Annotated in this window: 12 protein-coding genes; 6 read left to right on the top strand and 6 right to left on the bottom strand. The window is 39.6% G+C overall.

Annotation, left to right across the window (positions count from 1 at the left end):
- The first annotated feature begins 280 nt into the window (after positions 1–280).
- The 4 genes from MTBBW1_RS30050 (at position 281) to MTBBW1_RS19240 (ending at position 4,001) form a co-directional block, all read left to right on the top strand.
- Positions 281–994, top strand: a complete 714-nt coding sequence (locus MTBBW1_RS30050) for an OS_HP2 family (seleno)protein (RefSeq protein WP_262987222.1) — start codon at positions 281–283, stop codon at positions 992–994.
- Between the two features lie 50 nt (positions 995–1,044).
- Positions 1,045–1,680 (top strand): HAD family hydrolase, encoded by a 636-nt coding sequence (locus MTBBW1_RS19250; RefSeq protein WP_245809475.1) that lies wholly within the window; start codon positions 1,045–1,047, stop codon positions 1,678–1,680.
- Between the two features lie 411 nt (positions 1,681–2,091).
- Positions 2,092–3,369 carry a sulfate adenylyltransferase gene (gene sat, locus MTBBW1_RS19245; RefSeq protein ID WP_080806115.1) on the top strand — a complete coding sequence of 426 codons (1,278 nt, stop codon included), beginning with the start codon at positions 2,092–2,094 and terminating at the stop codon, positions 3,367–3,369.
- Between the two features lie 218 nt (positions 3,370–3,587).
- Positions 3,588–4,001, top strand: coding sequence for a DUF134 domain-containing protein (locus MTBBW1_RS19240; RefSeq protein WP_342743943.1), 414 nt, complete (start codon positions 3,588–3,590; stop codon positions 3,999–4,001).
- Positions 4,002–4,190: 189 nt separating this feature from the next.
- Here the strand turns inward: MTBBW1_RS19240 and epmA are convergent, their stop codons facing one another.
- The 3 genes from epmA to MTBBW1_RS19225 all read right to left on the bottom strand — a co-directional run bounded on the left by epmA (position 4,191) and on the right by MTBBW1_RS19225 (position 8,488).
- On the bottom strand, positions 4,191–5,165 hold the full coding sequence (gene epmA, locus MTBBW1_RS19235) for an EF-P lysine aminoacylase EpmA (protein WP_080806110.1): 975 nt from the start codon (positions 5,163–5,165) through the stop codon (positions 4,191–4,193).
- 179 nt (positions 5,166–5,344) lie between these two features.
- A complete protein-coding gene (locus tag MTBBW1_RS19230; protein WP_080806108.1) occupies positions 5,345–6,658 on the bottom strand; it encodes a histone deacetylase family protein in 1,314 nt (437 codons plus the stop codon).
- Between the two features lie 162 nt (positions 6,659–6,820).
- On the bottom strand, positions 6,821–8,488 hold the full coding sequence (locus MTBBW1_RS19225) for a hydantoinase/oxoprolinase family protein (RefSeq protein WP_080806106.1): 1,668 nt from the start codon (positions 8,486–8,488) through the stop codon (positions 6,821–6,823).
- 1,092 nt (positions 8,489–9,580) lie between these two features.
- On the opposite strand from MTBBW1_RS19225, the gene MTBBW1_RS19220 reads away from it, so the two are divergent.
- Both MTBBW1_RS19220 and MTBBW1_RS19215 read left to right on the top strand, forming a co-directional pair.
- Positions 9,581–10,303: an enoyl-CoA hydratase/isomerase family protein gene (locus tag MTBBW1_RS19220; RefSeq protein ID WP_080806102.1), complete on the top strand. Its 723-nt coding sequence runs from the start codon at positions 9,581–9,583 to the stop codon at positions 10,301–10,303.
- Positions 10,304–10,669: 366 nt separating this feature from the next.
- Complete coding sequence (locus tag MTBBW1_RS19215) at positions 10,670–12,847, top strand: acetyl-CoA hydrolase/transferase C-terminal domain-containing protein (RefSeq protein ID WP_245809474.1); 2,178 nt, start codon at positions 10,670–10,672, stop codon at positions 12,845–12,847.
- A 214-nt stretch (positions 12,848–13,061) separates the two neighbouring features.
- On the opposite strand, the gene MTBBW1_RS19210 is transcribed toward MTBBW1_RS19215, so the two are convergent.
- The 3 genes from MTBBW1_RS19210 to MTBBW1_RS19200 all read right to left on the bottom strand — a co-directional run bounded on the left by MTBBW1_RS19210 (position 13,062) and on the right by MTBBW1_RS19200 (position 15,360).
- Positions 13,062–13,400, bottom strand: a complete 339-nt coding sequence (locus MTBBW1_RS19210; RefSeq protein WP_080806100.1) for a hypothetical protein — start codon at positions 13,398–13,400, stop codon at positions 13,062–13,064.
- A 135-nt stretch (positions 13,401–13,535) separates the two neighbouring features.
- Positions 13,536–14,789, bottom strand: a complete 1,254-nt coding sequence (locus MTBBW1_RS19205) for a diaminopimelate decarboxylase (protein WP_080806097.1) — start codon at positions 14,787–14,789, stop codon at positions 13,536–13,538.
- Positions 14,790–14,979: 190 nt separating this feature from the next.
- Entirely contained in the window at positions 14,980–15,360 is a 381-nt protein-coding gene (locus MTBBW1_RS19200; RefSeq protein WP_245809473.1) for an Lrp/AsnC family transcriptional regulator, read from the bottom strand.
- Positions 15,361–15,868: the final 508 nt, after the last annotated feature.

Genomic DNA, 15,868 nt, shown 5'->3' with positions numbered 1-15,868 from the left:
GGATGAAAGTCGTTTTAGAAACAGGCTGTTACCGAGACTTTTATATAACGTACATGGCGGATCACCGCCACAATCGAAGAGATGAAAGTCGTTTTAAAAACAGGCTGTTACCGAGACTTTCATGTAAAACGGCCATGGCAGCATCATCTGCCACAATGAGGCGTGAAAGCCCTCATAAAAACAGCCACTTGGGGATATTTTTATATGGCGGCTATGGCAGCACTCTTTGTCATACAAAGTATGAAAGTCCTCAAAAAAAACTTAAAAAATTGAGGAATATATGAGAATTGTGAAATACAGAATTGTTTTTATGCTTCTGCTTTGTCTCTTTGTTTTTAAGATAGATGTTTCTGTATCAACTGAGAACAAGTATAATAATGTCCCTAATATTGTTGTGCTTGAGCCACAGTTTACCTTTAATGATGTGCCTGAAGGAACAAAGCTTGCTCATGACTTTATAATTCAGAATAAGGGTGGGGCACCACTTTTTATAGAAAATGTTAAGACGGCCTGAGGTTGCACCGCTGTCTCATATGACAGGAAAATTCCCCCGGGTGGGGAAGGTAAGCTGCAGATAAAGGTTGATACAAACGGTTATGCCGGAAAAACACTTAGTAAGGTGATCTCAATACATAGCAATGATCCCGTCAACAAAGTCATGAATCTCACTGTTGAAGGTGTGGTAAAAGCCATTGTCAGAATTTCACCAAGGGTTTTAAGGCTTATGGGAAAAAAATCCGAAAAAACTGAAGCATCAGTCTCAGTGGTGCCGGAGCCAGGATATCCATTAAAAGTGCTCTCCATGAAGCTACAGGAGGGTAAGCATATTGTGGCTGAAATTAAGTCAAACAATACACAGAACGACGGGTGCGAGATTGTTGTAAGAAATATTATGAATCGCCCTGGCCGTTATTTTGATATGATTGTACTGAAAACCGACAGCACCATTCAGCCTGAGATAAAAATCAGTGTTTTTGGGAACATAATGGAGTAGTGCCTGGTCAAATTTGAAAATCAGGTTGCGAGAGATACAGAGATAAAAATATGACAATTGAGATTGATAATATAAAAGCAGTGGTATTTGATTGTGATGGTGTTCTTTTTGATACAGCAAAGGCTAACAGAAACTATTATGATACCCTTTTAAGTAATTTTGGTAAGCCGAAACTAAGTGATGAACAGTTTGTCAAGGTGCATATGTTTACAGTAAGGGAGGCATTTCAATATCTTTTTCCGGAAATGGAATCCCTTGAACCAATATTTGCCTTTGCAAAAAAGATGGGGTACCATCCGTTTATCAAGTATATGGAAAGAGAGCCAGGCACCCGACGACTGCTGACTCTGCTCAAGTCCCATGGATATATCCGAGCCATTGCAACCAACAGGACAAATACAATGCATGACGTACTCATAAAACATGGAATGACTTCTTTTTTTGAGATGGTTGTGACAGCAGCAGATGTGGAAAATGCAAAGCCCGCACCTGATGAACTTGTCAAAATTATGAATGAGCTTTCCTTGCTTCCGCGTCAGATATTGTTTATAGGCGATTCAGAGTATGATCAACAGGCGGCACAAAATGCAGGAACATGGTTTGCAGCTTTTAAAAATTCATCCCTGTCTGCTGATTTTTATGCTGAGAGTATGGATTCCCTTGTTAAATTGATGAAGATGAAATAAACTTATTAATAGTAATTTTTTTAATAATAAGTATTAATTGATGTAATGTTTTTATCCTAATTTATGGTCGGAGGGGATTAATCTATCCATAAATGTTTAGTAAAAAAAACTGTGCTTTTATTTGCTATAGATGACATATTGTTGATTAATTTTCAGGCTTTTTTATTGAATATAAGCAAAAATGATATTTGTTCTTGACAAAATTCTCAATCATTATTAGTTGAGATAAGATTTTTGCTCATTCTATTATAGACTTCAGAAAAAGGATTTTGACATTTTGATTTTGAAGGTCAAAAATTTGGTCTGTCCATGAATTGCTGGCTTGAATCATAAGGTATGATTGAATTTGTATAAATGTCGGTTAGTGACATTTATTTTGGTTAATATTTAATAGTAAGGAGAGTAAGTTACATGTCTAAATTAGTTGCCCCACATGGTGGAAAAGGTCTTGTATGCTGCAAACTTGAAGGTGCTGAACTTGAGGCAGAACTTAAAAAAGCCGCTGGTCTTAAGAAAATTGAGATAAGCTCCCAGGTAAAAGGTGACCTTATCATGATGGGTATCGGTGGGTTCAGTCCCCTTGATGGTTTTATGACAAAAGCGGACTGGAAAGGTGTTTGTGCCGATTATCTTCTTGCTGACGGTACGTTCTGGCCTGTTCCTGTTATGCTGGACGCTTCCAAGGCTGACGCAGATGCCATTAAAGAAGGTGATGAGATTACCCTTGAAAGAAATGGTGAGATTTATGCCACAATGAAGGTCACCGAAAAGTTTGAGATGACCGAAGAAGATAAAAAATGGGAATCAGAGAAGGTTTACAAAGGTCATGGAGAAGAGTCTGCGGATGATAAATTCTGGGAAATCGCTCTTAAAGATCATCCTGGTGTTCAGATGGTTATGGCCAGAAAAGAGTTCTGCCTTGCAGGCCCTGTAAAAGTCCTTTCAGAAGGTGAGTTCCCCGAGAAATTTAAAGGTGTCTATCTTACACCTGCCCAGACCCGCGCAATTTTTGATGAAAGAGGATGGGCAAATGTTGCTTCCATGCAGCTTAGAAATCCAATGCACAGATCCCATGAGCATCTCTGCAAGATAGCCATTGATGTTTGTGATGGTGTTTTGATTCACTCTTTGATCGGTAACCTGAAACCTGGTGACATTCCTGCTGAAGTTCGTGTAAAGTGTATTGATACTCTGGTAAAAGGTTATTTTGTTGAAGATAAGGTTGTTCAGGGTGGATATCCCCTTGATATGCGTTATGCAGGTCCTCGTGAAGCTCTTCTTCATGCAACATTCCGTCAGAACTATGGTGTAAACAAAATGATCATCGGCCGTGACCATGCAGGCGTTGGTGATTTCTATACACTTTTTGAAGCACAGGAGATCTTTGATGCCATTCCAGCTCCTGCTGAGCCTGGAAAAGCTCTTCAGTGCGAAGCTCTGAAGATTGACTGGACATTCTATTGCTACAAATGTGATGGCATGGCTTCCATGAGAACCTGCCCACATGGCAAGGACGACAGAGTAATTCTTTCCGGAACAAAACTTCGTCATGCTCTTTCCAATAATGAAGAGGTTGTTGACCATTTTGGACGTGAAGAGGTTCTTGTCATTCTGCGTGAGTACTATGCCAGCCTGACCGAGAAAGTTGAGGTTAAACTTCAGAGTCATGCCGAAGGAACAAAGATGTAAGATGCACGTTTAACTGCCTTTTTTAGTGATTACAGTAAACTATCCAATTTGTTTGTTGTGTTGCTTTAAAATGTTTTAAAATGCTTAAATACCAAAAAAGGGGAGTTTCTTACATGAAAGTCCCCTTTTCTGGTTACAGATTTACTATGACACAAAGTGTCAGCGATGCAGAGAATCTTAAAGTCGTTGATACATTACAATAATAAAACAGAAATGGAATGAAAATGGTGCGACCTGTCATTAGTAGAAAAGTTGGATATAAGCCGGAAGTAAGTTATTTTAAGCCGCGGGGGATTCCCATGCTTGATTTGACAGAGGTACATCTCACGGTTGATGAACGTGAGGCAATACGACTGGCAGATCTCCAGGGACTTTCCCATGAAGAAGGTGGTGAATTGATGGAAGTATCAAGAGCCACCTTTGGCAGGATATTAAGGAATGCCAGAAAGGTAATAGCCGATGCAATTATAAATGGAAAGGCTATCAATATTGAAGGCGGGAACTATGAAATTGTCATAAAGCCAAGAATCTTTATGTGTAATACATGTAATCATGAATGGGAGGAGTCCCCTGGTACAGGGCGGCCAGAAGAGTGCCCTTCTTGTCATGACGATGATATTACCAGAAAATAGTTCCTTTGATTGTGGCGGGTATAAGCCACGTACTTTATGGAAAAAAACTACCCGAAGGGTTATTATAGTATTCCAGATAATTAAATTGATAATGTAAAAGTCTAACTATCTGTTATCTGCATTATTTTTTTTGACCAAAAAATAAAATTTTTTTCTGGAAAGCTATAGGTTCAAAGTGACAAATTGTATTCATAGGATCTCAGGTGTGAAGGTTACCACTTCGTCAATGGTTGAAGCGTTGGCAAAAATCATGGCAAGTCTGTCTATACCAAGTGCAATGCCTGCTGTCAGTGGCATTTTACCAAGATCAGAGAGAAATTTTTCAGGCAGTATTTCTCCATGTTTGTCTTTTTCAGATTGCCGTCGTTTTTCGAGTACTCTTTCAAATCGTTCTCTTTGCTCCACAGGGTCGGTCAGTTCTGAAAAGCCGTTGGCAAGTTCAATTCCTGCAATATAAAGCTCAAACCGTTCTGCAAGGCTGTGATCATTGGATTTCAGCTTTGCGAGGGCAGCCATGGATGCAGGATAGTCATATATAAATTCAGGAGTTGAAAGGCCAAGTTCAGGCTCAATTTCAAATGCCATTATTTCGTCAAATCTACCTGACTTTTCAGCTTCTTCCATTGTAATGGAGCTGTATTTCCTGAAGGCATCTCTTACAGAAATCATATTCCATTTATCACCAAGTGCTATGCGGTGCTCTCCATACTCAAGTAGATAAGGCTGGTTACTATTTCTGTGTCTGTTTGTTTCTTTTGTAGAACTCTTTTCATTTTGGGGAAAAACATGCCCATAATTTTGTATATATGCAGAAACATACCGGATAAGGTCACAGCATTCTGCCATAAGTTCTTTGTAGGAATAACCTTTCCTGTACCATTCAAGCATGGTCAGCTCCGTTAGATGTCGATCTCCCCTTTCATCTTTTCTAAAGCATTTGCATATCTGGAATATTTTCCCATATCCCTGAGCTGCCAGCCGTTTCATGCAGATTTCAGGCGATGATTGAAGATACCACCCTTCTGATTCAAATGGTTCAATATTCTCCTCTGGTACTGGAATGGGAATTCTTGAAGGAGTTTCCACTTCAAGGTAGCCTTCTGACTCAAAAAAACTTCTTATGGCTCTTATCATCAGAGCTCTTTTTTCAATATGTTTTTTCATTTTATATGAAAGTCTCCTTAACAGACTGTTTTAAAAATGACTTTCATCCCTTCGATTGTGGCGGTAATCCGCCATGTCCGTTATTAATAGTTGTAATATCAAACGGGCATGATTGATTGTGTATCCAATTATTTCCAAATGTAAAAATGATAGTCATTTTTACGGTAAAGATGCCTATATTAGAAGCAGATATACTCATCTTTTGGTCTGTCTTGAAGAAATATTTTGCTGTATTTTTTTGTGGTTTTTGCCTGTTCAAACATATCGTATGCGGTCTCTTTGCATGCATGACAGGCATTAAGAGGAATATGAACAGCCATTATCCTGGATCCGGGCATTGCCTGGGAGTCTATCTCAAGTGCACCTGCACACTCCCTGCAAATTCTTATTCTCTCTTTCTGTCGTTCAAAAATATTATCGGTATCGTAGAATATCTCTCTGTGCCTCTCCTGAATAGTACCGTTGGCACCCGCCTTTTCCCGCATTTCATGGCGCTTCTTCCAGTAATTGTTAATGATATCTGAAGTGCGCTTTATATGGTCTGTTACATTGGATGCCTGTTTCAGCCGTTCTGGATGGTAATCCGGTTCCACCACATTGGAGTAATCCATTCCAGCAAGAGCAAGTATGATACCAAGATTTACATATGGCAGAGCACCTTCAATGGAGTAGCCGCCTTCAAGAACTGCAATGTCCGGTTTAAGCAAAGTTGTAAGCTCTGCATACCCTTGTGCAGAAAAGTTCATGTTGGTCAAGGGATCTGTGTAGTGGTTGTCCTGTCCTGCTGAGTTGACTATTATATCTGGTTTGAACTCTTCTATTGCTGGAAGGACAGAATTTTTTATTACATAAAGATAGCCTTCAGTTCCTGTTCCCGGGGGGAGAGGAATGTTTAGGTTTGACCCCTTTGCATTAGGCCCACCAAGCTCTCCTGTAAACCCTGACCCGGGATAGAGTGTTCTCCCATCCTGGTGTATGGAAATAAAGAGTGTGTCTGGATCATGCCAGTAAATGTCATTTGTTCCGTCACCATGATGGCAATCAGTATCTACAATTACAACTCTTTTTATACCGTATTGCTGACGGAGAAGTTCAACCATTACAGCTTCAATGTTGATGTAGCAAAAGCCCCTTCCGCCATGAACAATACGCATGGCATGGTGGCCTGGAGGGCGTACAAGTGCAAATCCGTTGTCAATCTCCTTTTCCATTACTGCCCTGCCAATGGCTGCAGCACCTCCGGCACTGATAAGGTGTGATTCGGTTGTGACAGATGCTTCGTCTGGAACACAGAAATGGGTACGACGTATATCATCGGCATTTATAAGTTCTGGTTTGTATTCAGTAATCCCGTTAATGTCAAATATACCTTCCTCCATTACCTGATCCTGGGTATATAAAAGCCTCTCTTCACGTTCCGGATGAGTAGGATCAATGGCCCAGTCAAAGGCCGGGAAAAATACAAGACCGGTTTTTTTATCAGATTTCAGCATTTTGACCTCTTTTTAGCGTGAGAATGCATCTAATTTGTATTATAGTGCTTCTTCAAGTTTAAACTGATGGGTTGTTTTTGAGGATGATCACTTAAGATTGCTCACTTCCAAGCTTCTGCACTACCCGACAACTTTAAACTTTTAAGGAGGATACCTTTTATGTTAGCTTGCAAGGGAAAAACCCTTTATTAATCCGGGTTTGACCTGCATTTTAACCCTGAAGATTTTGCCCTGAAGGGAAAAACGTCGGACAATATTGAACTCCTGGAATTCTGTAAGTTCCAACTCAAGATTCTCTTCTATTGCACCAGATTGGATGGCTTTTTTTTCCAGAAGTTTTTGAGCTGTTTTCATGGCATCATCTTTCCGGTAGTTTCGTGTGATTGTCTCTGTATAGTTCTCTTCAGGTGCAGACTCAATACCCTGTTCAGTATCTGCAAGCAGAGAGATCTCACAGGTGGTTCTTGCAAGGGCTGCACCAATGGCATTGGCTACTGAGCTCATGGGTACGACAGTGGTTTTGATACCCGATATCTCTTCAATTCTGGCAGCCATAAAGGGAGCAGGGCCTCCAAGAAGCAGAATCTGTTGAGGGTTTATTTTGTACCCTTCAAGGAACTCATGAACTGTGTAAACTGGCTTGCTATTTATACGTTCAACCATTTTACGGGTTAATTCAACAATTTTGGAACATGTTTTGGTAAAAATTGCCTCAGCAGCCTGTTGGGGTGAAATTTCAAGTTTTGATGCAATTTGTGCCATGCCTTTTTCTGCAAGTGATTTGTCTCCGGCATCCATAATCCCGAGATATATCATTGCATCTGTGGGGGTCGGAGTGTTACCTCCAAATGCCATGGCAGGGCCTTTACGATCAGGTCCAATTGCAATAGCACCTCTTTTGATGGTAACCTCGCTGTCCCCTCCAATACCTTTTGAAGTTGTATGAAGAGCACGGATAAGGCTTTTGTGTTTTCCTCTTCCTATGCCAACGGGTTCAAGCAGGGGGGCTTTGTTCACCATGACGGCAAGGTCGGTCGTGGTTCCACCTATGTCAAGAACAAGTATATCTTTGTCGTCAGGTGCGTGTGGAATGGCTCCCATTACGCTTGCAGCAGGACCGGATAAAATGGTCTGGCCCGGAAATTCCATGGATGTGTGCAGATTCATTGTGCCGCCATCTGCCTTTAAAATCTGGATAGGAGCTGTTAACCCTTTTTGCTTAAGAGTATCTGTGACGGCATTGAAAAAATTTTTGTGCATGCTGAAAACAGCGGCATTGAGGTAAACAGTTGCAATTCTTCTTGGGAAGTTGAGTTTGCCGGAAACTTTGTGTCCCATGAAAATGGTATCAAAATGGTGTTTCAGTATGGAGTGGATTGTGATTTCATGGGAAGGGTTTCTTGGAGAGAATTTACCTATAACTCCAATATATTTTATACCATCTTTTTTCATCTTTTCTGCTGCGGCTTCGATCTCTCCATGTATGATAGGCTTAATTTCTCGTCCTCTGTGGTCAATGGAACCCGAAACCGGATAATAGTGGTTGCCCCTTCTGAAATTATCAGGATCAATTCCGGGGCCAGCTGAGACAATTATGCCTACAGGGTCAATGTTTTTTTGAACAACGCTGTTGGTGGTAAGTGTTGTACTTATTACGACTCTTTGTATGAGTTGGGGTTTTATATTTTCAAGAAGGAGGTTGAAGCAGGTGAGTACAGTATTAAAAAGATTTGAGGTGTCTGTGGGGACTTTAATACTTCTTTCAACTTTTTTATCACTGAGCAGAACTGCATCAGCATGTGTTCCGCCAACATCGAGTCCGATTATCATGGCTTTTTCCTATATAAAAAGTTAAGTGTTCAGGATATTGGTTCCCAAGACTTTAAGGAATGAGTACTCAATAAAATGCCCAATGATAATTCTCAAACGGCTGACCGCTGCATAGGTCGCCTGTTGTGCAATGGGCAAGTAAACAGGCATGATTGATTGTGCATCAATTGTCCCTAAATATAAAAATGATAGTCATTTTTACGGTAAACGGGCATGATTGATTACGTATCAATCACCCCCAAATATAAAAATGATAGTCATTTTCACGGTAAAATAAACTCTTTCCTAAATCATTTACTTTGATAAGAATTCAGGATTTGCGATTTAAGGCAAATGGTTGGTAACTTGTGATTATGTCATTTGAGATAATCAGAAAATGCAAAGTATGTCAAACAGATTTTGCATGCTGCATTACAGGCTGGAAATATATGATATTGATAATCAGCTCGTTGTGATCTGCTTTCAATATCTTTCTCCGGCATGTTTCATTTATCTGTTTACACTTTTTCTGAACCATGATTTTCATGATTAAGGGCTTAACCTGATTATTAAATCATGTTAATCCTTAAATCCTTTAATCAGGGTTCAATATTTGGCATCCTTCATATCAGATTAAAGTAGTTTACACGTCTTGTCTGGAGTAGAGACGCAAGCATTGCGTCTCTACCGTTGGGTTATTTTGCCATTGAAAAAGTGTAAACCGGCAAATGAAGGATGCCCAATATTTCCCCAAAAGTGTAAATTACTTTTGTAGTTAATATGAAAAATGCCCTTTCTCCGAGCTTTTTTGTATTAAATAGTATGTTTGGTGGTCGCGAAAGAACTGATTAGTGAGGAGTTTTCTTTTGGGAAATATAAAATTAGAAGTTGCAGTGACTTGATTAAAACAACAATCTATAGTAATTCTATTTTACTTTATGAGAAAATAGTTTATTAAAATCATATCCTGTTTTTGTAATAAGTGGGATGATTTGATATAAAAAACGATTGACCTCTTTATTAGAGCTGTTCCCCCAATGGTTTCTCACGGGTATCTCAACTTTTTTAAAACCCTTTAACTAATTGTTTTTATAGATAACAAGGAGAATTGGTTTGTCTGTAATTGAGTGGAAAAAAGATGGCAGTGTGGCTGTAGTCTCTATGTGTAATGGCAGTAATCGTCAGAATCTTGAATTTGCAGAGACAATGAACAGGATTTTTGACGAAATTGAGGCTGATAATGATATCTTTTCTCTTGTTCTGACTTCATCCGATGAGAAAAATTTTTCCCAGGGTGTTGATATAGAGTGGATGGGAGGAAAACTTGCTGAAAATGATCTTGAAAGTATCAAGGCTTTCATGTATGGTATGAATCGTGTGTTTAAGCGAATCCTTCTGATGCCTCTTCCTGTTATTGCAGCTATAAACGGTCACGCTTTTGGTAATGGTGCAATGCTTGCGTGCGCCTGTGATTTCAGATTCATGAAAAAAGACAGGGGTTTTTTCTGTTTTCCTGAAGTTGATATTAATATTCCCTTTCTGCCTGGAATGATAGCCTTTGTGCGCAAAGCTATCCCTGAGTATAAGTTCAATGAACTGAAATTGACTGGTAAAAGAGTTACAGCTTTGGAACTTGCCGAACATCACATCATTGAAAAGGCAAGTGACGATATTGATGAATTAAAGAGTGATGTAATGGAGTTTGCCCGTACATTTACAAAAAAACGGGGAATATTTGGAGAGCACAAAAGAAGAATGTATAAATCTGTTGTGGCTGTTATGGATGAAGAGGATCCGGAGTTTATTGATGGCTTAAAACTGTTTGTGGAAGGTTAAACCATACTAAGTACTCAAAATCGACATTTTACTGCTTTATCAGAAGTTATTGCATTTGTCTGAATCAGGATAACCAAGATGGATAGGATGTTCAGGATAGATAATCCTGCCTTATCCTGTTAATCTTGGGAATCCTGATTCAGACACTATTGACAAGGTTCAAGATGTTATAGGTGTCGATTTTGAGTAAGTAATAGGGATAAATTATTTCCATTTATGGAACGGGGACAGATTTTAAGTCTCTCCCCAATGGACAACTAAAAAAAACGAAAAAAAGTTTAGTCCAGTTACTTATCATTCTGAAGTCATACACGGAAGACGAAATATTCTGAATTAATTTTGACGATTAAAAAAGGGGGAACACTATTGGAAAAAAAAGCACCTGAATACTATTCTGACGTTGAAAAATGTATTGACGACCTTATTGCAAATGTCGGGAAAAAAATTGTAATGGCGGCTCCCCTTGCCCTTGCAAAGCCCTGTCACCTGATTAATGCTCTTTATCTCAGAGCAAAACAGGATCCAACCATTCAATTTACTTTGATTACGGCAGTTTCTCTGGAAAAACCAACATGGTCAAGTGAGCTTGAAAGACGTTTCATGCAGCCCCTTGTTGAGAGAATATGGGAAGATTTCCCTGATTTTCAGTATGTTCTTGATATGAGAAAAAACAAGACCCCACCAAATTTCACCCTGGTTGAGTTTTTCAACAAAGCTGCAGGGTGGATGGGTAATTCCCATGCTGCCCAGAACTATCTTGGTTCAAACTACACCCATGCTATCAGAGATGCCTTTATTAATGGATGTAATGTGATCTGTCAGCTTGTGGCCCAAAAAGAGATTGATGGAAAACTTATGTACAGTATGGGCTCAAATCCTGATACCCACTATGATGGAGGGCATTTCCTCAGAGAACTGCGTGCCCGTGAAGGCAAAAAAAATGCCATTATTGCACAGGTGCATCCTGATATGCCGTTTATGTACGGGAAGGCAGTTGTTGAGCCAGGATTCTATGACATGGTTATTGACAGCCCTGATTACCATTTTAAACTTTTTGGTGCCCCAAAAGAGCCGGTCAACAGTGTGGACTGGATGATTGGAATGCATGCAAGTACCCTTGTAAAGGACGGTGGTACCATACAGGTGGGGATTGGTTCACTTGGAGATGCCATTGTTGCCGGAATTGAGATGCGCCATAAGCACAATGATACCTATCGTCAATTTATGCAGGACTCTGATATCTACTCAAAATTTGGTGAGTTGATAGATTCTGTGGGAGGTATCGGCGAGTTTGAAGAGGGCATTCTTGGATCTTCAGAGATGCTTGTTGACAGCTTGATTGAGCTTTTCAAGGCAGATATCCTTAAAAGAAAGGTATATGAGGATATTCGTTTGCAGAAAGTTATAAATGCAAATGGTTTTACAGAAAATCAGGTTGAGGAGATTTTCAGAGCACTTTTGAAGGAAAAGCTTGTCCATACAAGAATCAAGAAGAGCGAGTTTGATCTGTTCCAGAAATTTGGAATTTTCAAACAGGATATGACATACGAAAATGGCTCTGCGCTTCTTGATGGAAAAACATACTCCCTTGACATGTCAGATGCAGACAATCTTGAAGCAGTTGTTGCCTCCTGCCTTGGAGATACCCTGAAAAACGGGATTGCCCTTTATGCAAGTTTTTTTGTGGGACCTCAATCTTTTTATAAAGATCTCAGGGAAATGGATGAAGAGAGGCTGAAACTTATAGACATGAGAAGTGTTGACTATGTCAACCATCTTTATGGAGATGAGGAGTTAAAGCGTCTTCAGAGAAAACATGGGCGCTTCATAAACGCAGGATTGATGGCAACCCTTGCAGGTGCTGTTGTTGCAGATGGCCTTGAGGATAACAGGATAATAAGCGGACCTGGGGGACAGTATAATTTTGTATCAATGGCACATGAGCTTGCTGACGGCCGCGCTGTTACAATGATCAGAAGTTCAAGGGGAGAAGGAGAACATTCTGTCTCCAATATAGTATGGCAGTATGCTCATACAACCATTCCCCGTCATTTAAGAGATATTGTTGTAACAGAATATGGAATTGCAGATGTCAGGGGAAGACCGGACAGGGAAGTTATGAAGAGACTGATATGTATTGCAGATTCCAGATTTCAGGAAAGTCTTCTGGCTAAAGCCAAAAAGGCAGGTAAGATTCCTGCAGAATGGCAGATTCCCGATCAGTTCAGGAACAATTTGCCGGAAACCCTTGAAAGCAAACTAGGGCCTTACAGGCTTCAGGGGTACTTTCAGCCATTCCCGTTTGGTACTGATTTGACAGATGAAGAGATTGTGCTGGGTAAGGCACTTAAGGGGCTGAAGGAGATTGCATCAAAGAGCAAATTTGCCATAATGCCCGGACTTATAAGCAAATCAATATCATCCATTCCGGAAAAGGCCATGCCTTATCTCCAACGAATGGATCTTGACAAGCCTTCAAGCATGCAGGAACGTCTTATGCAAAAAATGGTTATATTTGCCTTGAGTCAATCTGGCCAGATATAATGAATAGAAACCAGCCTTGATAACCTTTTCAGGGGCATGCTCTCGTAAAGAAGATGCCCCCTACGCATCATTTACGGAGTCGGACGGAGAGTCAAATTTTTATGAGTGAGGAGATACCTCCTACGCATAATTGACGGAATGGCGCTCAGAGTCAAAAAATAGAGATAAAAAGGGCAGATACAAAAGATGTGTCTGCCCATTTTTTTTACACCCTTCAGAAACTCATATTTGAACTTATAACGTTTGTATCAAAAATCCCATCCGCCAGCATTTTCAGAGCATCCTGTACCCTTATCCAGTCTTCTATTTTGTAAGTAACACCAGGTATTTGGGAAAATGCCGCATATCTTTTTTCCAGATAAACTGTAAGCTCACTGTCGTTTTCATCATCATATTCGAAGATGGAAAATGCCCTTATATCCTGCTCTCCTTCATTAAAAATATAGGTATCAACCATTTTTACATTTCCAGCAGGTGCAGGAAGTGAGGTATAGCACTCTGCAACCTGGTCTGCAACATTCTGGGGGAAACTGACGGAACCTATTTTGATCATAATGTTTTTTCCTTCAATTGAGTGTTAATCTTAATGAGTTATAAGCTTGCAAATAGATCACTGCTAACTGTATTTCAGGTGCTTTTGAGATACTTTGTGCGATGTTCGTTTGGGTAACTTATAACTTATGAGGTGTTAATGTAAAATGTCCTTTTCAAAACGAAGTGTTGCAAAATAATCTTCTGGTGTCTCCTCCCTTCGTATAAGTTCGACTCTGCCGTCTGCCCTTAGAAGAAGTTCCTTGGGACGAAGGTTTGCATTGTAGTTGAATCCCATGGCGTGGCCGTGGGCTCCGGTATCGTGGATCACCAGGATGTCTCCTTCTGTTGTTAGAGGTAGAGACCTTTGGACTGCAAATTTGTCAATATTTTCGCACAAAGACCCTACCACGTCAACCGTTTCATAGGATTTTGCATTTTCTTTTCCGTGTATATGGATGTGGTGATATGCTTCGTACATCCCAGGACGCATCAGAGATGACATGGAAGCATCAACTCCAACATATTTACGATATATATTTTTATGGTTAATAACTTTGGTTATAAGTGCTCCGTGGGGGCCTGTCATATATCTACCACTTTCCATGAACAGCAGAGGAGCCCAGCCTTTTTTTTCTTCAAAAGAGTCGAGAAGATCAATGCACTCTTTACCCATTGCCTCAATATTTAAAGGTATCTGGTCAGGCCGGTATGGAATGCCAACGCCGCCTCCAATATTTATGAATTCAAATGTGATATCAAGTTCTTCTGCAACAAGTTCCACCATTGAAAGGAGCATGGATGTTGTTTCCACCATATATTCATGGTTTAGCTCATTTGATGCAAGCATTGTATGCATGCCAAATCTTTTTGCACCTCTATTTATTACCAATCTGTATGCATCCACAATTTGATCATGGCTTACTCCATATTTTGATTCAATTGGATTGCCTATTATCTTGTTTCCTTTACGCCGAGGACCTGGGTTGTATCGAAAGCATATAAGCTCCGGCATTGCCATGACTTTTGGTATAAGGGATATATCGTCAAGATTGAGTATTGCTCCAGAATCAGCAGCAGCTTCAAAATCTTTGACACTTGTATTATTGGAGGTAAACATCAACTCTTCACCCCTGCTGTTTATGGATTCTGACAGCAAAAGCTCCGGAGCAGAGCTACAGTCAAATCCAAATCCCTGATCTTTCATGATCTTCATTATGTCAGGGTTGGGTAGGGCTTTTACTGCAAAGAACTCTTTGAACCCCTCTCTTCCTGCAAAGGCTTTTTTTAAGGTTTCACATGTCTCAATTATTCCTATTTCATCATAAATATGGAACGGGGTTCCAAAATGTTCAACTGTTTTTTCAAGAACTTCTGACAATCTTCTGTGAAATGCTTCTGACATTGGCATGGTGGTTTTCTCCTTGTAACGGGTTGTTATTGTAATATTTATTAGAAAATCTCCGTAACATGCTGATATACAACGGCTTTCATGTTTTTTTTTGATGCGTCAGCAAACATGGGGGGTTATATGATTTCAGGCAGGGGGAAATTGGCGCTCTCTTTATATGTTGATAATGCAATTGTGGTTTTTGTTGATTCTATGTCTGGTATTGAAGCAATTTTTTTTCAAGTATTTTTTCAAGTTCTGCACAGTCGCTTATTCTGACTTTGGCAAGCAGACAGCCATCACAGCTAATGTAGTGAATTTCTTGAAATTCCTGATATTTACTCAAAAGCTTTGCAGTTTCTGAAATTTTTCCAGCTTTGGTTTTAATGTATATAAAAGCAATCATTGAACGGTTGAAATGTGCAGGGTTCACCCTCATTTCATAGCCTGAAATAATACCACGTGCTTCAAGTTTTTTTATTCTTTCAAGAACAGCAGAAGGGGCCATTCCAATTTTTCTTGCAACTTCAACATTTGGAATTCTGGCTTTTTTTTGTAAGATCTTTAAAATTTTAAAATCAACTTCATCCATATGGTTTGTCCTTATTTTAAAATGTATTGCTTTGTCAAAGCTAAAAAGTCAAAGGCATTATCTGAAGATAATTCTATTTTTGATCTTTTGTCAAGAATAAAATTCTAAAAATTTATTATTATAGTGTATAATCTTCTCTATATCGACTTGGCTTGCAAAATTGTTTGGGGTGATACCGTTCCAACTATATGAAAAGAGTTCGTAATGTAATCGGGTTTAATTAACTTACTCAAAATCGACATCTTATTGCTTTTTCAGAACTTATTGCATTTGTCTGAATCAGGATAACCAGGATGGATAGGATGTCCAGGATAGATAATCTTGTATTATCCTGTTAATCCTGGGAATCCTGATTCAGACAGTGTTGACAAGGCTTACAAGATCATAGGTGTCAACTTTGAGAACTTACCCAGACTCCCCCTCCCAAGCTATAAAATGTGGCTGGGGCTGAGGTGAATGGGCAAGTTATTAAAAATCAATTCCAATGTTATATGTAGCTCTTTTTTAA

It is taken from the genome of Desulfamplus magnetovallimortis (assembly GCF_900170035.1).
GTDB lineage: Bacteria > Desulfobacterota > Desulfobacteria > Desulfobacterales > Desulfobacteraceae > Desulfamplus > Desulfamplus magnetovallimortis.
This window is presented reverse-complemented; position numbering and strand designations above follow the sequence as displayed.

Bases quoted from the DNA above. Each gene is read 5' to 3' on its own strand.
- MTBBW1_RS19250 (WP_245809475.1), top strand. From the start codon at position 1,045: ATGACAATTGAGATTGATAATATAAAAGCAGTGGTATTTGATTGTGAT.
- sat (WP_080806115.1), top strand. From the start codon at position 2,092: ATGTCTAAATTAGTTGCCCCACATGGTGGAAAAGGTCTTGTATGCTGC.
- MTBBW1_RS19240 (WP_342743943.1), top strand. From the start codon at position 3,588: ATGAAAATGGTGCGACCTGTCATTAGTAGAAAAGTTGGATATAAGCCG.
- epmA (WP_080806110.1), bottom strand. From the start codon at position 5,165: ATGAAAAAACATATTGAAAAAAGAGCTCTGATGATAAGAGCCATAAGA.
- MTBBW1_RS19230 (WP_080806108.1), bottom strand. From the start codon at position 6,658: ATGCTGAAATCTGATAAAAAAACCGGTCTTGTATTTTTCCCGGCCTTT.
- MTBBW1_RS19225 (WP_080806106.1), bottom strand. From the start codon at position 8,488: ATGATAATCGGACTCGATGTTGGCGGAACACATGCTGATGCAGTTCTG.
- MTBBW1_RS19210 (WP_080806100.1), bottom strand. From the start codon at position 13,400: ATGATCAAAATAGGTTCCGTCAGTTTCCCCCAGAATGTTGCAGACCAG.
- MTBBW1_RS19205 (WP_080806097.1), bottom strand. From the start codon at position 14,789: ATGCCAATGTCAGAAGCATTTCACAGAAGATTGTCAGAAGTTCTTGAA.
- MTBBW1_RS19200 (WP_245809473.1), bottom strand. From the start codon at position 15,360: ATGGATGAAGTTGATTTTAAAATTTTAAAGATCTTACAAAAAAAAGCC.